The sequence below is a fragment of the Cupriavidus sp. MPR-AND1C genome, assembly GCF_058809705.1.
This window is the reverse complement of sequence record NZ_JBXASU010000026.1, coordinates 15024-34550: the sequence shown is the minus strand read 5'-3', so window position 1 is coordinate 34550 and position 19527 is coordinate 15024. Positions and strand designations below refer to the sequence as shown.

Below are 19527 nucleotides of genomic sequence, written 5' to 3'. Positions count from 1 at the left end.
GTCCCCATCGTCTAGAGGCCTAGGACATCACCCTTTCACGGTGAGTACAGGGGTTCGAATCCCCTTGGGGACGCCAGTTTCGAGAGCAACGCCACCAAGCGCAGCCTCAACACGAGCGTCGGAAACCGCGACAAGCGGGTTCCACAGCCACTGCGGAGTGGTAGTTCAGTTGGTTAGAATACCGGCCTGTCACGCCGGGGGTCGCGGGTTCGAGTCCCGTCCACTCCGCCAGTCAGTATATGTAAGGGCTTGCTGCTATCGAAATAGCAGCAAGCCTTTTTTTATTCCAGGCCTGGAATACCTGCCCTTGATGCGGCACCCGGCGCGAGTTGCGATTGAATGCGCCGCCCGGCGCCTGCGCGCAGCGATAGCGCCTGTGCCGGCGAAACAGGCTAAGCGACTCACTCCACGCCAGCCCAAGCCTTCAGCCCGCTGCCGCCACGCGCGGCAGCCGGACCACGAAGCTCGACCCCTGCCCTTCCTTGCTGGTAACCAGGACCTCGCCCTGGTGCAGATCGACTGCCAGCTTGACCAGGTACAGGCCAACGCCCGCGCCTGCCGTGCCGGCGACATTGCCGCCGCGCACAAAGCGCTCGAAGATGTGCTCGCGGTCCTTGTCCGGGATGCCCAGGCCACGATCGGACACGGACACGCGGATCATGTCGGCGCCGCCGGAAACATGCACGGTGACCGGGGTGCCTGCGGGCGAATACTTGATCGCGTTGCCAACCAGGTTGCTGAAGGCCTGGAACAGCAGCTTGGCGTCGCCATGGAAGATCTCATTCACGCCAGGCTCGACGATCTCCTCGATGACGGCCGTGGGGGAACTCTCGCGGTGCATCTCGCAGACTTCGTGCATCAGCAGGGTCAGTGAAAAGTCGACGCCTTGCAGCGTGGCGAGACGCCCGCCGTCCAGCAGTTGCGAGGTATCGAGCAGGTGGTCGATCAGGTTGGTCATGCGCCGCACGGCAACGCGGATCCGCCCACAGCGCTCACCGAGGACTTCGGCGGTGGGCGCCTCCTTCATGCGCATGAGCCGCTGCGCATGGCCGTCGATCACATTGAGCGGCGTGCGAAACTCGTGCGAGGCCATCGAGACGAAATTGCGCTGGAGCACCGCCAGTCGCCGCTCGTTTTCCAGCGTGTCCAGCAGCATCGTGGTCTGGGCGGCCAGCGCCGCCTTGCTGCGCTCCAGTTCGATCGTGTTGTCGCGAAAGCGCACCACGGCGCGGGCGATTTCACCGATCTCATCCTTGCGCCCGGCGCCGGGGATCTCCACGTGAGGATCGTTGTCCATGATGCGGTGCATGCGCTCGACCAGCCCCGCGATGGGATTCGACACGGCCCTGACCAGATAGATCACCGCCGCGATCACGAGGAAGCCCGACACCAGGATGGCGCCGGCAATCAGTTGCCGGGCCTCGTGATAGGCATCCGCCTCGCGCTCGGTTGCCTGCGCGGCGCCGACGACGTTGCGCTCGGTCAGCACGCCCAGCGTGCCGTTGGCCTGCTCGAAGGCGCGGCGCGACTCGCCGCGATAAAGCGCCACGGCCTGCGTCGTGTCCTTCTGGTGGGCCAGCGAGACCACGCGATCGACCAGTTGCCGGTAAGCCGACCACTGCGCCATGAACTGTTCGTAGAGCGCCAGCTCGGCCGGATCGTGCTCGATCTTGCCATAGCGGGCCTCGACCTCCTTGATCACATCGTCCAGCCTGCTGATCTGCCCCTCGGCCGCGCGCAGGTCGGCGCGCGTCGTCGCGATCAGCGCGTCGCCCTCGAACGCGCGGTAGTCCGAAATATAATTGTTGAGGTCGCCCAGGATGCGGTTGCTCAGCAGCCAGCGGCCGCTGATCTGCGCCGACACGCTGTGAAAGTTGCTGAGCCGGTTGATGCCGAACAGGCCCACCCCCACCACCAGCAGCAGGAACAGCACGAACACAAGCGACAGCCGGACGCGAATCGGCCTGAGCATGGGCACTGAATCCGGCAGCCCGACCAGGCGCCGCCCCAGGCCGCGACGCACTCGCCGGCTGGCGGGCGCCGGACGAATCGAGTGATTCATAAGACTTTTATCCTGAATTTCGCTACGCTGTACCTCGGCGGGCCGCAAGACGCGGCTAGCCGCCGCCACCAAGGACCACCATGACCGATGCCCGCCGGAAGATCCTCTGCATCGAGGACGATGCCGAAACGGCCGCGCTGATCGCCGAAGAGTTGATCGAGCGGGGCTTTGCCGTGAGCATCGCACACGACGGCCAGCAAGGTTTTGCCGCCATTCTGCGCGACACGCCGGACCTAGTCCTTTGCGACGTGAGTATGCCAGTGATGACGGGCTTCGAACTGCTGGAGAAGATCACCGCGCTGGCGCCGCGCTTTGCCGACATGCCCTTCGTGTTCCTCACGGCGCTGGCGCAGCGCGAGGCCGAACTCAGGGGGCGCAGGCTCGGAGCCGACGACTATGTGACCAAACCGGTCGATTTCGACATATTGTCCAGCATTGTCGAGGCTCGCCTCGCGCGCGTTGCGCGCACACGCCCGGGGCTGCCGGCCGTGCAGCTCAGCGAGCGCGAGGTGGAAGCGCTGGCTTGGTCGGCGCGCGGCAAGACCTCGGGCGAGATCGCTACCATCCTGGGCCTGTCCAAGCGCACGGTCGACTTCCACATTGACAACGCCCGCCAGAAACTTGGCGTCGCCACCCGCATCGAAGCGGTCGTCAAGGCCGCGTCCGCCGGCATCATCAAGCCCTAGAGTCCTACTGTGATCAATCACAGTACTCGGCGGCGGCCAATCCACATAGAATCGGCGCAATTTCATCGCTCCCGGAGCACGGGTTAGCGGGATTTTACGACCAGGGCGCCAGCCCCGGGGTCCACGGCGTCACGGCCGGATCTACCCGCGCCGACGATATGAGCAGATTTCAGCAGCAACGACCTACGCGAGCCGAGGTCGATCCCACCGCCAGCCGCGCGAACGTGTATCCCCATGCGGACGACCTGCGCCGTGCCACGACGCTGATCCATGTGCGGGCGAGCGGCGCGGCGGGCGTCTGCGATGCCGACCTGACAGCGTTCCTGCTGTCCGCATGGCGCAGGCTGCACAGCGCCAGCCAGCGGCCGCCGCAATGCCCGCGCTGCCGGGCCGGCAAGTCGACCTATGACGGTACCGATGGCAGCAGCCTGCCGCTCTTTCATTGCGCCGGTTGCCGCCAGCGCTTCAGCCGGCTCACCGGCACGCCCATGGCGCGGCTCAGGCTGGAGGACAAGGCGGAAGCCTTCTTCAACCTGGCCTCCCAGCAGATGTCGGTCGCAGAGGCGGCGCGGCGCCTGGGGATCAAAAGTGAAACCGTCAGGCATTGGTCGATCCAGACCCGCTTGTGGCTGCTGACGCTGGATCCGCAAGGCGACTGGGAGCGGCGCGTGCAGCTCGGCGTTCGTTACGCCGTACTGCCGGCGAACGCCCGCGGCGCGCCCGCAAGCGCGGCGCGCAAATGCAAGTGCACCGTCGCCTCCGACGATAGCGATGCGCTCGCCGAAATGGAAAACGCACCCTTGTTGATCCGGGTGTGCCCGCTATGCGAACAGACGGCGCACTAGCGCGGAATAGACCAGACAAGGGAAAGGCAGGATCTTTTTTTCACGGCCCTGGACCTGATTTAACCAGCAATAACATCGATCAATCCATATTGATTTCGATGTGGTTATCCTATTTCATTTAAATACGGCCATCTATTTATTTCTCACGCCGAACACAAAGCGTCCCATGGAATAGATAGTCCCGGCCACTTCCTGCATTTCGCCCATTTTATGGGGCAGCGCGCGCCGACCGGCTTGCGGCGTGACATGGCGATCCTGATGGTTAAGATAGCGATTCTGCTATCGCCCTGTGGAATTATCGACGCTGGGCTCCAATCTCCAATTCCCCACGCGGGTAATCCCCTAAATTTCCGAAAGCCATTTGCAATGTTCTGGAAGGGCAATTGAAAGTTTGTCCTGTCATAACTGCTACAAGTAGCGATGGGAGTGTTTATGATTAAAAAACCAACTAACAGAAAAGTTGGAGCAGCCGTCATCCTGGTCTTTTCGGCTCGGGTCGCATGGGGTGTTCAACTGAGCGGAGATACCGATCCGGTCCCGCTTGTTCCGCCTGTGCAGAATGCGCCTGCTGCGGGCAAAGCGCCGGCCAGCGGGTGGGATCAGGCAGCGCCGCGCGGCGCTGGGGTGAGCGCCACGCCAGCGGCCACGCTGAGTGCCGAAGAGAAGACAAAGGGCCTCGTTGGCCCCGGGTTCTCATTGTGGGAGCTGTCGGAGGAGTTGCGCGCCAGCAACCCGCAACTGATCCAGGCCCGCTCGCTCTATATGGCGGCCAAGGCCACCGTGCCGCAGATCGCCGCGCCGAACAACCCGCAGGTGGGCTTTATCTGGGGCAACCTGCCCAAGAACAGCCCGCTGGCGCTGGCGCGCGCCGAGAGCTTCAGCTACACGCTCACGCAGTCGATCCCGTTCCCCGGCAAGAAGGCGCTGGCCGCCGATATCGCCAACACGCAAGCCGAATCGATCGACGCGCAACGCGACGCGCTGTACTTGCAGCTCTACGCGCAGTTGAGCACGACCTACTTCCAGGCGCTGGCGCAGAAGGCGCAGCTCGATGTGCTGCGCCTCAATCTCAAGCGGCTGGAGCAGGTCAAGCAGGTGGCGCGCATCCGCTACGCCAACAACGCGGCGGGCTATGTGGACTACCTCAATGCCCAGGTGGCGCAGAGCAGCGCGCAGAACGACACGTTTGGCCTGGAGCGCCAGTATGACAACGCGCTCAAGACCATCAACACGCTGATCGGCAAGAATCCCGAGTTCCCGCTGGAGCTGCGCCCCGATGCCAGCGCGGTGCGCCTGCCGCCCACACCGCTGCCCGAGCTGGAAGACATGGCCCTGCGCGAGCATCCCAATGTGCGGGCCTCGCGCTTCCTGGTGGAAGCGGCCGAGAAGGGCGTGCGCCTGGCCCGCAAGGCCTACCTGCCTGACTTCCAGATCATCGGCACCTTCAATGGCAACAACCCGCCGCTGGGCTTCAAGCCGGCCAGCTACGGCATCGAGTTCGACGTGATCATCCCGCTGTTCTTCTTCACAAAGGAGAAGTACGGCGTGGATGAAGCCGTGGCCAACAAGGTGGCGTCCGACGCCAATGACCAGTCGGTGCGCCAGCAGACGCTGCTGGCGGTGGATACCGCGCACAACAACCTGCGCCAGTCGGTGAACCAGGCCGAGTTCCTGCGCCAGCGGCAACTGCCTGAGGCCATGACCGCTTACAAGATGGCCTTCACCAACTATGCCAACAACAATGCCGCCTTCACCGACCTGCTGACCGCCAGCTCCGCGCTCAAGAACGCGGAACTGGCGGTGACGCAGGCCGAGTCCGAGGCGCGCCAGGCTTACTACACGCTCGCCGCCGCGGTGGGCCGGGACAAATTCTGATGGCCGCAAGGCCTTGAACCTATGAACAAGAATCTGATGATCGGCGCTGGCTTTGTGGTGGTCCTGGCCGGCGGTATCTGGGGCGGGAAGTACTGGGCCCAGTCCCAACAGGCTGAACACGCACAGCAGGCACAACAGGCGGAGCAAGCCGGCAAGGCCGGCATGGCCGCGCCCTACGCCAAGCCCGAGGCGGCGAAGCCGCGCCGCGTGCCGTCGCTGCTGACGCTGCCCGAAGGCGGCTTCGACCCGAACGCGGTCAAGTCCGCGGTGTTCAGCACGCAGGCGGTGACGGTCGATACGCCCACACCCGGCAAGCTGGCCTACAACGTGCAGCAGGCCAAGCTGGCCTCGGCCCGCGTGGCCGGCCGCGTCGAGCGCATCCTGGTGTTCGAGGGGGCCGTGGTGCATGCCGGCCAGCCGCTGGCCGAGCTGTACTCGCCCGAGTACATCTCCGCGCAGAACGAATTCCTGCTCTCGCACAATGCTTTCAAGACGCTCAGCAACAGCGACCTGAAGGAACTGGTGGACGATGCCCGCCTGACCATGCAATCCTCCGAGAACAAGCTGCGCGTGCTGGGCGCGACCACCGAGGACATCGCCCGCATCCGCGAGCGCGGTGTGGCCTCCGACACGCTGACCATCCGCGCGCCGATCGGCGGCACCATCGTCAAGCGCGACATGGACCCCGGCTCTTACCTCAATGTCGGCGACTCGCTGATGAGCATCATCGACACCCGCTCGATCTGGTTCACCGGCAACCTGTACGAGAACGACATCAAGAACGTGCGCCTGGGCCAGGTCATCGAGATCGAGACCCCGGCCTACCCGGGCCGGCACTACCGCGGGCGCGTCAGCTTTATCGCGCCCAATGTCGACGCCGATACGCACACGCTGCAGGTACGCTGCGATGTGCCCAACCCGGACGGCACGCTCAAGCCGGAGATGTACGCCACCGCGCGCATCGTCACCGGCAGCGCGCAGGCGCTGGTGGTGCCGCAATCGGCCATCGTCAAGGACCAGGGCAAGCTCTACCTGATGACGCAGCCGGACGACAAGCACATCGAGCGCGTGGCTGTGCAGGGCACGCCGCGCAGCGACGGCACCTTCCAGGTGACCGAAGGCGTGCCGGCCGGCGCGTCGGTGCGGGTGGTGACGCAAGGCGGCATGCTGCTCAACGAAATGCTGCTCAAGCAGGAGGCCTGAGATGGTCTTCTCGCCAATCAAGAGCATCCTCAAGCGGCGCCTGGTGATCGTCTTCCTGGCCGTTGGCCTGCTGGCGGCCGGCGTGCTGAGCTTCCTGCAGCTGCCGCTGCAGGCGTACCCGGGCGTGGCGCCGGTCACGGTGCAGGCTATTACGCAATGGCCTGGCCGCAGCACGGTGGAGGTCGAGCAGCAGATCACGATTCCGGTGGAGAACGCGCTGGCCAGCGTGCCCGACGTGCAGTCCTTCCGCTCGGTCTCGCTGTTCGGGCTGTCTGTTGTGACCGTCAAGTTCAAGGAGGGCGTGGATAACTTCAAGGCCCGCCAGAACTTCGTCACCTACCTGTCACAAGCCAACCTGCCGCCGGGCGTGCAGCCCAACCTGTCGCCGGACGGCGACGCCACCGGCGAAATCCTGCGCTACCGGATCGAGGCCGACGGCATCGACGTGACCACGCTGAAGACCTACCAGGACTACAACGTCTACAAGGAGATCAAGCACGTCCCGGGCGTGGCCGACATCACCGCCTTTGGCGGCAAGGTCAAGCAATACCAGATCGTGCCGACGCCGGAGAAGCTGCAGGCCTATGGGCTCTCGCTCAAGCAGGTGGTGGATGCGGTGTCGAATGCCAACGCCAACGCCGGCGGCGGCCTGATGAAGGCCGGCGAGCAGCAGTTCGTGGTGCGCGGCGTGGGCCTGCTGCAAACGCTCGACGACATCCGCAACGTCACCGTGTCGGTGTCCAACGGCGTGCCGGTGCGGGTGCGCGATATCGCCGAGGTGCGGGTGGGCAACACGCCGCGCCTGGGCATGGTGCAGTTCGACCAGCACGACGATATCGTCGAAGGCATCGTGCTGATGAAGCGCGACGAGAACGCCACCGAGGTCCTGGCGCGGGTGCGCGACAAGATCGCCGACATCAACCAGAACGTGCTGCCGAAGGGCATCGAGGTCAAGACCTTCTATGACCGGCAGAACCTGCTCGACATCACCATGGGTACCGTCGAGCATGCGCTGTTCGTCGGTATCTCGCTGGTGCTGATCGTGCTGTTCATCTTCCTCGGCAGCTTCCGCGCCGCGGCGGTGGTGGCGGCGGTGATCCCGCTGGCGCTGTGCGTGTCGTTCATCAACATGGCCCACTTCAAGGTGCCGGCCAACCTGATCTCGCTAGGGGCGATCGATTTCGGGCTGATCGTGGATGCGGCGGTGATCGTAATGGAGAACATCATGCGCCACCTGGAGGAGGGCGAGACCAACGTGGAGGATGGCATCGTCAGGGCCACCAGCGAGGTCCAGCGCGCCATGATCTTCTCCACCGGCATCATCATCGTGGCCTACTCGCCGCTGTTCTTCATGGGCGGGGTGGAAGGCATCATCTTCAAGCCGATGGCCTTCACCATGGGCTTCGCGCTGCTGGCCTCGATCGTGCTGGCGCTGACCTTCGTGCCGGCGGTGACATCCTTTGTGTTCCGCGGCTCGCTGCGGCCGCACTCGCCGAAATTCATTGCCATCATCCTGAGCGCCTACAAGCCGCTGCTACGCAAGCTGCTGAAAAAGCCCGGCCTGGTGTTCCTGGCCGCATTCATCGGCCTGGCCGGCACGCTGTACAGCTCGCGCTACCTCGGCACCGAGTTCCTGCCCACGCTGGAGGAGAACAACCTGTGGCTGCGCATCACGCTGCCCAACACCGTGGATCTCGACTACTCGGCCTCCGTCGCACGCGACCTGCGCGGCTTCTTCCGCCAGCAGCCCGAGGTGAAGACCGTGTCGGTGCAGATTGGCCGACCGGACGACGGCACTGACTCCACCGGCGTGTTCAACCAGGAATACGCGCTGTACTTCAAGCCCCCGGCCGACTGGCCCAAGGGCGCGACCAAGCAGCAGGTGGTGGAACGCCTGTCCAGGCACCTGGATCGTATCCCGGGCATCGAGTACAACTTCTCGCAGTACATCCAGGACAATGTGAACGAGGCGCTGTCCGGGGTCAAGGGCGAGAACTCGGTGAAGATCTACGGCTCCGACCTGGTGACGCTGCAGGACAAGGCCAAGGAGGTCGAGTCCATCCTGAAGAAGGTGCCGGGCCTGGCTGACGTCGGCATCTTCAAGGAACTCGGCCAGCCCACGCTGAACATCACGGTGGACCGCGAGAAGAGCGCGCGCTTCGGCATGAATGTGAGCGACATCCAGTCCGCCGTGCAGTTTGCAATCGGCGGCGATGCGGTCACCAACATCCTGGAAGGCGAGAAGACCTTCGGCCTGTCGGTGCGGCTCAACGACCAGGCGCGCAACAACCCGGATGTCATCAACCGCTTGCTGGTGGATACGCCGGACGGCCAGCGCATTCCGCTGTCGATGGTGGCCAAGGTGGAAGCCACCGACGGGCCGTTCTTTGTCTACCGCGAGACCGGCAAGCGCTATATCGCCATCAAGTTCGGCGTGCGCGGACGGGATCTTGGCAGCGCGGTGGCCGAGGCGCAGGACAAGGTGGGCAAGGCGGTGACGCTGCCGGCAGGCTACAGCATCTTCTGGGATGGCCAGTTCAACCAGATGAAGATCGCGCAGAAGAAGCTGGCGGTGATCGTGCCGCTGACCATCCTGGTAATCTTCCTGCTGCTGTACAGCACCTTCGGCAACTTCAAGGATGCGCTGATGGTGGTGCTGAACGTGCCATTCGCGGCCATCGGCGGCTTGCTGGCGCTGCATATCGCGGGAGAGACCCTATCGATCTCGGCGGGCATCGGCTTCTTGTCGCTGTTCGGCATCGCGATCCAGGACGGGGTGATCCTGATCTCCTACGTCAACCGGCTGGCGCAGTCCGACGATCTGCATGCAGCCGTGGTCGAGGGCGCGGCGCTGCGCCTGCGCCCGGTGGTGATGACGGCCATGCTGGCTGGCCTGGGGCTGTTGCCGGCGGCGCTGTCGCACGGCATCGGCTCGGAGGCGCAACGCCCGCTGGCGCTGGTGATCGTGGGCGGCATGGTGACCACCACGCTGCTGACGCTGCTGGTGCTTCCGGTGGTGTTCTCCTGGGTCAACCGCCATCGCGGGCGCAAGGGCGGCCCGGACGCGGCCTCGCTGACGCCGCCCGAAGGCATCTGAGCCGGAATTTGAACCTGAACCTGAACCAACCAGTGGCCGGCACGCCCCGGGCGGACCGGCCACGCAACGGGAGTCCATCATGAACATGCGAAAGAATGCACCGGCGGCACTGCTCGCCATCCTGCTTTGCGCCGGCATCGGGGTTGCCGGCGCCGCGGCGCCGAAGTCGTCGGCCAGTGGCAAGGGGCAGTCGGCGCAGTCAGGGCAATCCGCCAAGCAGTCCAGCCGGAACTCGGTGCTGCCGTCCAACGTGCGGAAATAACCGGCCGGCACGCCTCAGGCGCCGACAGGAATCAAGCCTTCGTTCCCATCGGCGCCTGCCGCGAACACATCGCGCAACCACTGCACGAACACCCGCACCCGCGACGATAGCTGGCGGTTCTGCGAATACAGCACCGACACCGGCATCGGCGGCGGCGGCAGGTCCGCCAGCACGACCTGCAAGCGGCCCTGGCGCAACGCTCCCGCCACCCGATAGCGCGGCACCTGGACCAGCCCCAGTCCGGCCACCGCGGCGCCGGTGTAGAGATCGGCGCCGGTGACCGAAATGGCAGTCGCCAGTTGCACGGCCGTCACGCGGCCAGCAACCGTGAACTCCAGCGGTACCGGCTTGCCGGTGCTGCTGGAGATGTAGTTGACCGCGCGGTGCGCCGACAATGCATCAAGATCCGCCGGTTCGCCATGGCGGGCCAGGTACGCGGGGCTGGCCACGGTCACCTGCTCCAGCAGCGCAACCCGCCGACCCACCATCGACGAATCCTGCAGGTTGCCCGCGCGCAGCACGCAATCGATTCCCTCGCGCACCAGGTCGACCAGCCGGTCGTCCTCGCCAATATGGATTTCCAGCTCGGGATAGAGCGCCAGGAAATCCGGCAGCGCCGGCACCACGAAATGCCGGGCCAGTGTCCCCTGCAGGTTCACGCGCAGCAGGCCCTTGGGCGCGGTATCCCGGAATGACCCCTCCGCTTCTTCCAGGTCGGCTATCAGGCGCACGCAGCGCCGGTAGTGCGCTTCGCCGTCGTGCGTGAGCCGCACTGTGCGGGTGGTGCGCTCCAGCAGCCGGGCGCCGAGCCGCTGTTCCATGCGCTTGATCAGGTTGGTGATGGTGGCGCGCGGGATCTGGAGATCCTCGGAGGCCTGGGTGAAGCTCTGGCGCTCGGCGATGCGCACGAAGGCCTGCATTTCCTGGAATCGGTCCATGCGTCGCTGAACGGGGCCGGAGTGGGCAATGAAAGACCCTGGGGCGCCCTATTGTTAATACAAACGGAGCAATGATATCAAAATACCAACAATTATCTTTGCACAGGAATGATCCATGATCCGTTTCACCAACCTACCCACCGCCCCACCAACCCACCACCTGAAAAGAAACGGATCATGAACAACGCCAACCCCACCCAAGTCGCCATCGTCACGGGCGCATCCCGCGGCATCGGTGCCGCCGTTGCCAGGCGCCTGGCGCAGGATGGTTTCGCCGTCGCCATCAACTACGCGGCCGGCGCGGCCCAGGCCGATGCTCTCGTGGCCGAGCTGAAGGCCGCTGGCGGGTCGGCCATCGCAGTGCAGGCCGATGTGTCCAAGGCCGACGATGTGCGCCGCCTGTTCGAGATCACCGAGCAGCAACTGGGCAAGGTGAACGTGCTGGTCAACAACGCTGGCGTGCTCAAGACGGTGCCGCTGGCCGACACCAGCGACGCGCTCTATGAACAGGCCTTTGGCATCAACGTGCGCGGCACCTTCAACACCCTGCGCGAAGCCGCCACGCGGCTTGCGGATGGCGGGCGCATCGTCAATGTCTCCAGCACCACGCTGGCGCTGAACATGCCCGGCTATGCCGTCTACAACGCCACCAAGGCAGCGGTGGAGGCGTTCACGCACGTGTTCGCCAAGGAACTGCGCGGCCGCAACATCACGGTCAACGCCGTGGCTCCCGGCCCGATCGCTACCTCGCTGTTCCTCGACGGCAAGACCGAAGCGCAGATCCAGGCATTCGCCAAGATGCCCCCGCTGCAACGCCTGGGCCAGCCGGAAGACATCGCCTGCGTCGTCGCCTTGCTCGCCGGCGCCGATGCCGGCTGGGTCAACGGCCAGATCCTGCGCGCCAACGGCGGCATGGCCTGAGCGCTGGCTGAAGCCGGCGGGCAGCGCCCTGGCCGGCAGGGGCGGCCGCTGCCGCGAACGGCAACATGTCGCGCGCTCAAAGGCCCGGGCCGCTTCCTACAATGGAGACAATAAGAACAATGACGGCGACCATCGCGACCATCGGGCAATCGATCATGATCCCCCATCCGGCTTTGACGCATTCCCCCCGCTCGCTGGCGCCTCGCGCGCACGTGCTGGCCACCCTGCTAGCCTGCGGCCTGCTGCTCGCGCACGCTGCGCCGGCCCAAGCGCAGGCATCGGCAGCATCGGCGCCGGCGGCCGCCCCCGGCGCCGCCTTCTCCGCCGGCACGCCCGGCGGCCCGTTGCCGGCCGGGTGGAAGAACCTGCCGGTGGCGCACGGCAAGGCGTCGACCCACTACAGCCTGGTGGCGCAGGACCACGCCACGGTGCTCGAAGCCGACGCGGCCGCCTCCGCCTCCGCGCTGATGCACAAGGGCAACAACCTGGACCTGGAGGCCACCCCGCAGGTCAGCTGGCGCTGGAAGGTGGAACACGCGATCGATGCGGCCGACAACAGCGTCGCCGCCATGGAAGACGCGCCGGCGCGCCTGGTGTTCATGTTCGATGGAGATACGGACAAGCTATCGCTGGGCGAGCGCACGGCCATCAAGCTGGCCAAGGCGCTGGCGGGCGAGGAACTGCCCTATGCCACGCTGATGTACATCTGGTCCAACACCGCGCCGGTCGGCACGGTCATCGACAACCCCCACACCTCGCGGGTCAAGATGATCGTGGTGTCAGGCGGAGCCGACGCCGCCGGCAAGTGGCTCACGCTGAGCCGCAACGTGGAGCAGGATTTCGAGCATGCCTTCAAGGAGAAGCCCGGCAAGCTGACCGCCTACGGCCTGCTCACCGATACCGACAACACGGGCGGGAACGCGCGTGCCTGGTATGGGGATATACGGTTCGGGGCGGCGAAGTAGCGTCGCCTGCCAGTCATTCAAAGGGGTTCAGAACACGCACCCCGGTATCGGCAAAATCGCTAACGTTGCGCGTCACCACGGTGAGGTTGTGAATCAGCGCCGTCGCCGCGATCAGTTTGTCCAAGGCATGCTCCGCGCTTCCTCATCTCACTGATGACATTGGTGTCATTGTCCGATCAAATACATGCGCGGCCCCGCCCGGCTGATCGACGCGCTCGAAATCGCTGTCCTCGCCGACATCCGGCATGCTTTCCAACACCTCGGCAAAGCGCTTGCGCCTGGTCGTGTGCAACGCCCGCGCAAGAATTTCACGGTGCTCGGCCTCAGCGCTGCGACCGTGTGTGGCAGCCTGCTCACGCAGCCGCTGTACCAGCGCTTCATCAATCCCTCGAACCAGCAGATTTGCCATGATCGTCCTCCTACGATGCCATCCAAAAACGATAGCATTGATAGCATTGATGTCGTTACGATGCAATCATGGATCGCATCGCAATGACACCTCTGCAGTACGAGTGAGCCATCCGCCTCAACCTGCCAGGAACCCGCAAACCGCCTGCGCAAACCCCTCCGGCTGCTCCCAGTTCGACAAGTGGGCGCCGTCCAGCTCCATGTAGCGCGCCCCGGCAATCCCTTGCGCCACTTCGCGACCTTGCGCCGGCGTGGTGGCCAGGTCATGCGTGCCGGCAATCACCAGCACCGGGCTGGCGATACGCTGCAGCTGCGCGCGCAGGTCGGCGTCGCGCACGGCGGCGCAGTTGGCGGTGTAGCCTTCGGGCGATGCGTCCAGCAGCATCTGGCGCACCGGCGTGATGCGCGCAGCGTTGCCGGCCAGCCAGGCGGCGCTGAACCAGCGCGCCAGCACCGCATCGACGATGGCGGCCATGCCCTGGCTGCGTACCGTCTGGATGCGCGTGTCCCAGCCGCTGGCCGGGCCGATGAGGGCGGCGGTATTGGCCAGCACGAAGCGGTCGAAACGCTCGGGGTGATTGGCCGCCAGCCACATGCCGGTCATGCCGCCCATCGACAGTCCGCAAAAATGCGCGCGCTGGATGCCGGCGTGATCCATGATGGCCAGCACGTCCTGGCCGAGTTCGGCAAACCCGAACGGCGCCGCGGCCGGGGACGGCAGGCCGGAGCCCCCGTGGCCACGGGTGTCGTAGCGCAGCACGCGAAAGCGCGGCAGCAGGCTATCCATCTGCGGCGCCCACATCTGCATGTCCGTGCCCAGCGAGTTGGACATGACCAGCACGGGCGCGTTGGGCGCCCCCTCGATCTCGTAATGCAGCGCGATGCCTTGGTGCAATGCAGTGGTCATGGCGTTCTCAGTCCGCGCGGATGCCGCGTTCGCGGATCAGCTTGCCCCATTTATCGGTTTCGGCAGCGAGGTGCTTGCCCAATTGCGCGGGCGTGCTGCCGATCGGCTCGGCGCCGATGGCGGCCAGGCGGGTACGCACCGACGGCTTGGCCAGCGCGTCCACCATGGCCTGGTTCAGGCGTGCGACCACGGCGGGCGGCGTCTTGGCCGGGACGAAGGCGGCGAACCATGGCGACAGGTCATAGCCCTTGACGCCGGCTTCGGCCAGGGTCGGCACGTTCGGCAGCGTCGACGAGCGCTTGGCGGTGGTCACCGCGATGGGCGTGAGCTTGCCGGAGTCGATATGCGGCTTGGCCGAGGTGATGCTGTCGAACATATAGTCAACCTGGCCGCCCAGCAGGTCCGTCATGGCCGGGCCGCTGCCCTTGTAGGGCACGTGGAGCATCTTGACGCCGGTGAGCGAAGTGAACAGTTCGCCGGCCAGGTGGATCGAAGTGCCGTTGCCGGCGGAGGCATAGGTGTACTTGTCCGGCGTGGCGCGCGCCGCGGCGATCAGGTCGGGCACCGTGGCGGGCAGCTTCTTGGCCTTGCTGGTGACCAGCACGTTAGGCACCACAGCCAGGAGCGAGACCGGCGCGAAATCCCTCACCGGGTCGTAGCTGAGGCGGCCGTACAGCGCGGGGTTCACCGCCATGCCGTTGGCGACAATGATCAGCGTGTAGCCATCCGCGGGCGAGCGCGCCACCATCTCGGCGCCGATATTGCCACCGGCGCCGGGGCGGTTTTCCACCACGATGGACTGGCCCAGGCTCCTCGACATTTCCTCGCCCAGCGTGCGGGCGATATTGTCCATCGCGCCGCCCGCGGGGAATGGCACGACCCAGCGGATCGGGTGATCGGGATAGGTGTCGGCGTGGGCGCCGGATGGCAGCACGGCCAGGGTGGCCAGCGCACAGGCGCAGGCGGCCCAGGCGCGCAGGAATGGCAAGCGCATCAGAGTCTCCTCCAAATGGATTCGGAGTTGGTGTTGGTTTTGGTGTTGGAAAGCGGCCATCGGGGGCCGCTGCGGTATTCAGGGTAACGGCGAGCCGGCCCGCTTACTTGATCGACGACGGGTGCTTGGCCAGCGGCGTGACATGGATTTCCATGTACGGGAACAGCGGCAGGCTGGAGAGCATGGTGTGCAGTTCGTCGTTGGACTCGGCATCGAACACGCTGTAGTTGGCGTACTCGCCCACCACGCGCCACAGATGCGGCCACTTGCCCTGGCGCTGCAGGTCCTGCGAGTACGCCTTCTCGCGCGCCTTGATCTCGTCGGCCTGCGCGGGCGGCATGTCTGCCGGCATCTTTACGTCCATTCTCACCAGAAACAACATGCTTGAATCCTCGGTCTAGGTTTGCTTGGGCAGCGCCTCAGGCGGCGCGGCGGTAGTGGGCCAGCTTGTCTTCGTCCAGCGTCAGGCCAAGCCCCGGGCCAACCGGCAGGTGCAAGGCAAAGTCACGGTACTCGGGGCGCGCCGTCACCACATCATCCTTGAGAAGCAGCGGGCCGAACAGCTCGGTGCCCCAGGCCAGCCGCGGCAGCGTGGCAAAGCCGTGGGCAGCGGCGATGGTGCCCACGCTGCCTTCCAGCATGGTGCCGCCGTACAACGCGATGCCGGCCGCGTCGCCTACCGCCGCTGTGCGCAGCATCTCGAAGATGCCGCCGGACTTGGAGATCTTCAGCGCGAACACGTCCGCGCCCGCGATGCGCGCCAGTTCCATCGCATCCTCGGGGCCGCACACGGCCTCATCGGCCATCACCGGCACCACGAAGCGTGCCGCCAGCCGGGCCAGCGCGCCACGCTGCTCGCGCGGCACGGGCTGCTCGACGAGATCGATGCCGGCGGCTTCCAGCATGGCGATGCCGGTGGCGGCATCGGCTTCGTTCCAGGCCTGGTTGACGTCCACGGTCACGCGGGCACGGTCGCCCAGCGCGCGCTTGATGGCGGACACATGGGCCACGTCATCGCGCACGCTGCGACGGCCGATCTTGAGCTTGAAGGTGTTGTGGCGGCGCTCGGCCAGCAGGGTTTCGGCTTCTTCGATATCGCGGCCGGTGTCTCCGCTGGCGAGCGTCCACAGGCAGGCCAGGTTCGGCCGCACCGCGCCGCCCAGCAACTCGGACAGGGGCAGGCCCAGGCGCTTGCCTTGCGCATCGAGCAGCGCGGACTCCAGCGCCGACTTGGCGAAGCGATTTCCCCGCGCCACCGAAGCCAGGCGCTGCATGGCGGCGTGGATATTGCACGCATCGATGCCGGCCAGTGCAGGCGCCAGGTAGGTATCGATGGTCAGCTTGATGCCCTCGGGGCTTTCGTCGCCGTAGCTCAGGCCGCCGATGGTGGTGGCTTCGCCAATCCCCTCGATGCCGTCGCTGCAACGCAGCCGCACGATCACCAGGGTCTGGCGCTGCATGGTGGTCATGGCAAGCTGGTGCGCCCGGATGGTGGGCAAGTCGACCAGGATGGCTTCGACGGAGGTGACGGTTGCTTTCATGCTGGGGGTCTGCCAAGTATGGAATACGTTGAGAAGCAGTATGTGGCTTGACATCCAGGGTGTCCAAGACCGAGTATGTCCCGATCAATACCTTTAAAGTATGAAAGGACGAGGTCATGGAGCTACGTCACCTGCGTTATTTCCAGGCCGTTGCGGCCGAACTCAACTTCACCCGCGCGGCTGAGCGCCTGCATATCGCCCAGCCGCCGCTGTCGCGCCAGATCCGCCAGCTGGAGGACGAAATCGGCACCGTGCTGCTGGACCGTTCCTCGCGCGCGGTGCGGCTGACCGAGGCCGGCCGCTTCCTGCTGGAGCAGTCGCTGCAGCTCAACCAGCGCATCGACGAGATGGTGGAAGGCACGCGGCGCATCGGCCGCAATGAAAAGCGCTGGTTCGGCATCGGCTTCGTGCCATCGGTGCTCTATGGCTTCCTGCCGGAACTGATCCGGCTGGTGCGGGGCTCCGATGCGGCGCTGGAGGTGGGCTTGTCGGAGCTGACCACCGTACAGCAGCTGGAAGCGCTGAAAGCCGGGCGCATCGATATCGGCTTCGGCCGCATCGTGCTGGACGACCCGGCCATCACCCGCACGGTGGTCATGGCCGAAACGCTGGTGGCCGCCGTGCCCAGCGGCCACCCGGCGCTTGCTGGCCCGCCCATGACGCCGGCGCAACTGGCGGCCCACCCCTTCGTGCTCTACCCGGCGCGGCCCCGCCCCAGCTACGCCGACCACGTGCTGGCGCTGTTCCGCACGCAGGGCCTGCAGTTGCGCGTGGCGCAGGAGGCCAATGAGCTGCAGACCGCCATCGGCCTCGTGGCTGCGGGGCTTGGGATCTGCCTGGTGCCGGCATCGGTGCAGCGCCTGCACCGCGACGATGTGGCCTACGTGCCGATTGATGCACCCGGCTTTACCTCGCCGGTGATGATGAGCTATCGCAGCGACGACAGCTCGGCATTACTGGCCGAGGTGGTCAGGCGCGTCGGCGAACTGGCCGGGACACCGCCATCGGCCGAAATCCCGCGCCGGCCATGAGAAAACCCGGTGGCATCCCATGAATGGGTGATGCGCGAAGGCCGCTCGGTTTGTAGAGTGCCTTTATAAAAAGGATACGGGGAAATCGTGCCATCGATGCACTCAGGGTCACTATCGGGCCGCGCCGCGCCACGGCCAGGCGGCCTGCTCATTGCGCTGCTAAAAGCGTGCGGGGACACGCTGCGCAAGGTCTGGCGCGGCGAGCAAGGTGAGGTAGCACTCACCTTGCTCCAACCGCCCACGACGCGCAACGCTACCTCCGCCCTGGCGCCGGACTGCGCCTTGCGCCTGCAACTCACCTACGCCGACACGCCGCTGACGCCCGGTGTGCCCCGGGTCACCGCCACCGCCGCGGTGCTGCGGGGCGACGGCACCGACATTACCGCCTCTGTGCCCCCGTGCGCATGGACCTGGCGCCAGGCGTCCGGCCTGTCGATGCGGGCCGGCTACGGTGCGGTCACGGTCGATACCGAGGGCCAGGGGCATGCCGTGTGCGTTTGCCCGCAGGGTGCCAGCGTGTCGGTCTCCGGCACCAGCCGCGCGGCCTGCCAGACGATGGCATCGGGGGTGGAAGTGAGCGTTTTGCTAGCCAGCGGCGAGCGGTTGAGCCAGCGCTTCCAGTTGGGCCCGGCCGGGCTGGAATAAGTCAGGCAAGCCCAGGCGGGACTAGAACGCGGACTGCCCATCGGCGCTTGCCGGTCACCCCGCCCGTCATCCCGCCTGTCACCCCTTGAGGTACATGTTCAGCCGCTTGGCGGCGTTGCGAAGGTGGGTTTCCGCCGCCTGCGCCGCGCGCTCGGGATCGCCCGCCGCGATCGCGACGTAGATGGTCTTGTGCTCTTCCTGCACGGCCTCGACCATGTCCGCGTGATGGCTCTTGGTATTGCTCCTCGCCTGCCGGATCACGCGCCGCGCGCCGTGCTCCAGGTGTTCGCTCAAGGCCTGGAAGTGCGGGTTGTGCGTCGCCTCGACAATGGCCTGGTGAAAGGCGAAGTCCTCTTCATCGCCCAACCTGTCGTTGGCGATCTCGTACTCCATGCCGATCAGCGCGCGCCGGATCCGCTTGAGGTCTTCCGGTGTGCGGCGCATGGCCGCGAACCTGGTGGCCGCCACTTCGATTGTCACCAGCAGTTCCATCACCATGGCCAGCGAGTCTTTCTCGTCGATGGCCACATCCTGCATGCGAAACGCCTGGCGCTGGCTGCGCTCGGTCACGAACACACCGCTGCCGGCCTTGGGCGCAACCAGCCCCTCCGACTTGAGCTGCGACAGGGCCTCGCGCACCACCGCGCGGCTGACCGAGAACTGCTCGCACAGCAAGCGCTCGCTGGGCAGGCGGTCGCCCACGGCGAACTCGCCCGCCTGGATCGCCTGGATCAGGCGCCTGGCGATTTCGTCCGGCAGGTGTCTGGGCTCGGGATGGAACATGGTTCCCTCCGGGCGCTGGGTGGGCGGCGGCGCCGCGGCACCGGGCACGGTCTTGTTCAATACGGGCTCCCTGGCGCCAGCCAGCCTCTGGCTGGCGCTCGATCTTAAATTGGTCTTACAGGTCAATGTAGCACGTCTTAGCGCGCATGAAACGTGTGGAATGTACCAGCACGAAGCGGCGCCGGCATCCGTTATTCGTCCGTAAGCCAAGCTCCACAACGGTATAAGCCCCTCGTTCCGCCACGCGGATACACGTCCGATCGGACGCTCAGTAGAAACCCGCATGGCGCGCAAGTCGCCGTTGACGACCGCCGCCCATCTCCCTATAGTAAACCTGTCAGACCACTTTAACTACAGGTCAGAC

Annotated in this window: 18 protein-coding genes, 2 tRNA genes and 1 pseudogene; 12 read left to right on the top strand and 9 right to left on the bottom strand. The window is 65.6% G+C overall.

Translation table 11 applies throughout. From position 1 onward, the window contains the following. Both AC1RWI_RS16240 and AC1RWI_RS16235 read left to right on the top strand, forming a co-directional pair. Positions 1-76 (top strand) — tRNA-Glu (locus AC1RWI_RS16240). Positions 77-154: 78 nt separating this feature from the next. Then, positions 155-231 (top strand) — tRNA-Asp (locus AC1RWI_RS16235). 193 nt (positions 232-424) lie between these two features. On the opposite strand, the gene AC1RWI_RS16230 is transcribed toward AC1RWI_RS16235, so the two are convergent. After that, entirely contained in the window at positions 425-2062 is a 1638-nt protein-coding gene (locus AC1RWI_RS16230) for a sensor histidine kinase (protein WP_082055040.1), read from the bottom strand. Between the two features lie 80 nt (positions 2063-2142). Here AC1RWI_RS16230 and AC1RWI_RS16225 point away from each other — a divergent pair, with 80 nt between their 5' ends. From AC1RWI_RS16225 to AC1RWI_RS16200, 6 genes are all read left to right on the top strand, one after another. Continuing rightward, positions 2143-2748, top strand: a complete 606-nt coding sequence (locus AC1RWI_RS16225; RefSeq protein WP_492867445.1) for a response regulator transcription factor — start codon at positions 2143-2145, stop codon at positions 2746-2748. Positions 2749-2906: 158 nt separating this feature from the next. Then, positions 2907-3593, top strand: coding sequence for a DUF746 domain-containing protein (locus tag AC1RWI_RS16220; RefSeq protein ID WP_492867443.1), 687 nt, complete (start codon positions 2907-2909; stop codon positions 3591-3593). Between the two features lie 624 nt (positions 3594-4217). After that, positions 4218-5468: a TolC family protein gene (locus AC1RWI_RS16215; protein ID WP_236702147.1), complete on the top strand. Its 1251-nt coding sequence runs from the start codon at positions 4218-4220 to the stop codon at positions 5466-5468. Between the two features lie 21 nt (positions 5469-5489). Next, the gene (locus AC1RWI_RS16210; RefSeq protein WP_052494851.1) at positions 5490-6671 is read left to right on the top strand and encodes an efflux RND transporter periplasmic adaptor subunit; all 1182 of its coding nucleotides are present in this window, start codon (positions 5490-5492) and stop codon (positions 6669-6671) included. Position 6672: 1 nt separating this feature from the next. After that, positions 6673-9768: an efflux RND transporter permease subunit gene (locus tag AC1RWI_RS16205; protein ID WP_492867441.1), complete on the top strand. Its 3096-nt coding sequence runs from the start codon at positions 6673-6675 to the stop codon at positions 9766-9768. A gap of 79 nt (positions 9769-9847) precedes the next feature. Further along, the gene (locus AC1RWI_RS16200; protein ID WP_492867439.1) at positions 9848-10030 is read left to right on the top strand and encodes a hypothetical protein; all 183 of its coding nucleotides are present in this window, start codon (positions 9848-9850) and stop codon (positions 10028-10030) included. Between the two features lie 14 nt (positions 10031-10044). Here the strand turns inward: AC1RWI_RS16200 and AC1RWI_RS16195 are convergent, their stop codons facing one another. Further along, a complete protein-coding gene (locus tag AC1RWI_RS16195; protein WP_492867437.1) occupies positions 10045-10968 on the bottom strand; it encodes a LysR family transcriptional regulator in 924 nt (307 codons plus the stop codon). A 177-nt stretch (positions 10969-11145) separates the two neighbouring features. On the opposite strand from AC1RWI_RS16195, the gene AC1RWI_RS16190 reads away from it, so the two are divergent. Together AC1RWI_RS16190 and AC1RWI_RS16185 are read left to right on the top strand one after the other, a co-directional pair. Next, positions 11146-11889, top strand: coding sequence for an SDR family oxidoreductase (locus AC1RWI_RS16190; protein ID WP_492867435.1), 744 nt, complete (start codon positions 11146-11148; stop codon positions 11887-11889). Between the two features lie 119 nt (positions 11890-12008). Beyond that, positions 12009-12854, top strand: a complete 846-nt coding sequence (locus AC1RWI_RS16185; protein WP_236702146.1) for a DUF3047 domain-containing protein — start codon at positions 12009-12011, stop codon at positions 12852-12854. Positions 12855-12867: 13 nt separating this feature from the next. On the opposite strand, the pseudogene AC1RWI_RS16180 reads toward AC1RWI_RS16185, so the two are convergent. The 6 genes and pseudogenes from AC1RWI_RS16180 to AC1RWI_RS16155 form a co-directional block, all read right to left on the bottom strand. After that, positions 12868-12987: pseudogene (locus AC1RWI_RS16180) on the bottom strand (VapC toxin family PIN domain ribonuclease); the annotation flags it as partial. A 9-nt stretch (positions 12988-12996) separates the two neighbouring features. After that, positions 12997-13263, bottom strand: coding sequence for a FitA-like ribbon-helix-helix domain-containing protein (locus AC1RWI_RS16175; RefSeq protein WP_492867433.1), 267 nt, complete (start codon positions 13261-13263; stop codon positions 12997-12999). A gap of 117 nt (positions 13264-13380) precedes the next feature. Beyond that, the gene (gene pcaD, locus AC1RWI_RS16170) at positions 13381-14169 is read right to left on the bottom strand and encodes a 3-oxoadipate enol-lactonase (RefSeq protein WP_492867431.1); all 789 of its coding nucleotides are present in this window, start codon (positions 14167-14169) and stop codon (positions 13381-13383) included. A 7-nt stretch (positions 14170-14176) separates the two neighbouring features. Beyond that, on the bottom strand, positions 14177-15163 hold the full coding sequence (locus AC1RWI_RS16165) for a tripartite tricarboxylate transporter substrate binding protein (protein ID WP_492867429.1): 987 nt from the start codon (positions 15161-15163) through the stop codon (positions 14177-14179). Positions 15164-15266: 103 nt separating this feature from the next. Then, positions 15267-15545, bottom strand: coding sequence for a muconolactone Delta-isomerase (catC, locus tag AC1RWI_RS16160; RefSeq protein ID WP_043352963.1), 279 nt, complete (start codon positions 15543-15545; stop codon positions 15267-15269). 37 nt (positions 15546-15582) lie between these two features. Beyond that, positions 15583-16704 (bottom strand): muconate/chloromuconate family cycloisomerase, encoded by a 1122-nt coding sequence (locus tag AC1RWI_RS16155; protein WP_043352961.1) that lies wholly within the window; start codon positions 16702-16704, stop codon positions 15583-15585. 116 nt (positions 16705-16820) lie between these two features. On the opposite strand from AC1RWI_RS16155, the gene AC1RWI_RS16150 reads away from it, so the two are divergent. Further along, a complete protein-coding gene (locus AC1RWI_RS16150; protein ID WP_043352959.1) occupies positions 16821-17735 on the top strand; it encodes a LysR family transcriptional regulator in 915 nt (304 codons plus the stop codon). An 87-nt stretch (positions 17736-17822) separates the two neighbouring features. Continuing rightward, positions 17823-18380 (top strand): hypothetical protein, encoded by a 558-nt coding sequence (locus AC1RWI_RS16145; protein ID WP_144409918.1) that lies wholly within the window; start codon positions 17823-17825, stop codon positions 18378-18380. A 78-nt stretch (positions 18381-18458) separates the two neighbouring features. Here the strand turns inward: AC1RWI_RS16145 and AC1RWI_RS16140 are convergent, their stop codons facing one another. Further along, positions 18459-19163: a FadR/GntR family transcriptional regulator gene (locus AC1RWI_RS16140; RefSeq protein ID WP_492867504.1), complete on the bottom strand. Its 705-nt coding sequence runs from the start codon at positions 19161-19163 to the stop codon at positions 18459-18461. Positions 19164-19527 lie beyond the last annotated feature (364 nt).

Coding starts and splice junctions, on each gene's coding strand:
- AC1RWI_RS16230 (WP_082055040.1), bottom strand. CDS start 2,062: ATGAATCACTCGATTCGTCCGGCGCCCGCCAGCCGGCGAGTGCGTCGC.
- AC1RWI_RS16225 (WP_492867445.1), top strand. CDS start 2,143: ATGACCGATGCCCGCCGGAAGATCCTCTGCATCGAGGACGATGCCGAA.
- AC1RWI_RS16220 (WP_492867443.1), top strand. CDS start 2,907: ATGAGCAGATTTCAGCAGCAACGACCTACGCGAGCCGAGGTCGATCCC.
- AC1RWI_RS16210 (WP_052494851.1), top strand. CDS start 5,490: ATGAACAAGAATCTGATGATCGGCGCTGGCTTTGTGGTGGTCCTGGCC.
- AC1RWI_RS16205 (WP_492867441.1), top strand. CDS start 6,673: ATGGTCTTCTCGCCAATCAAGAGCATCCTCAAGCGGCGCCTGGTGATC.
- AC1RWI_RS16200 (WP_492867439.1), top strand. CDS start 9,848: ATGAACATGCGAAAGAATGCACCGGCGGCACTGCTCGCCATCCTGCTT.
- AC1RWI_RS16195 (WP_492867437.1), bottom strand. CDS start 10,968: ATGGACCGATTCCAGGAAATGCAGGCCTTCGTGCGCATCGCCGAGCGC.
- AC1RWI_RS16190 (WP_492867435.1), top strand. CDS start 11,146: ATGAACAACGCCAACCCCACCCAAGTCGCCATCGTCACGGGCGCATCC.
- AC1RWI_RS16185 (WP_236702146.1), top strand. CDS start 12,009: ATGACGGCGACCATCGCGACCATCGGGCAATCGATCATGATCCCCCAT.
- AC1RWI_RS16175 (WP_492867433.1), bottom strand. CDS start 13,263: ATGGCAAATCTGCTGGTTCGAGGGATTGATGAAGCGCTGGTACAGCGG.
- pcaD (WP_492867431.1), bottom strand. CDS start 14,169: ATGACCACTGCATTGCACCAAGGCATCGCGCTGCATTACGAGATCGAG.
- AC1RWI_RS16165 (WP_492867429.1), bottom strand. CDS start 15,163: ATGCGCTTGCCATTCCTGCGCGCCTGGGCCGCCTGCGCCTGTGCGCTG.
- catC (WP_043352963.1), bottom strand. CDS start 15,545: ATGTTGTTTCTGGTGAGAATGGACGTAAAGATGCCGGCAGACATGCCG.
- AC1RWI_RS16155 (WP_043352961.1), bottom strand. CDS start 16,704: ATGAAAGCAACCGTCACCTCCGTCGAAGCCATCCTGGTCGACTTGCCC.
- AC1RWI_RS16150 (WP_043352959.1), top strand. CDS start 16,821: ATGGAGCTACGTCACCTGCGTTATTTCCAGGCCGTTGCGGCCGAACTC.
- AC1RWI_RS16140 (WP_492867504.1), bottom strand. CDS start 19,163: ATGTTCCATCCCGAGCCCAGACACCTGCCGGACGAAATCGCCAGGCGC.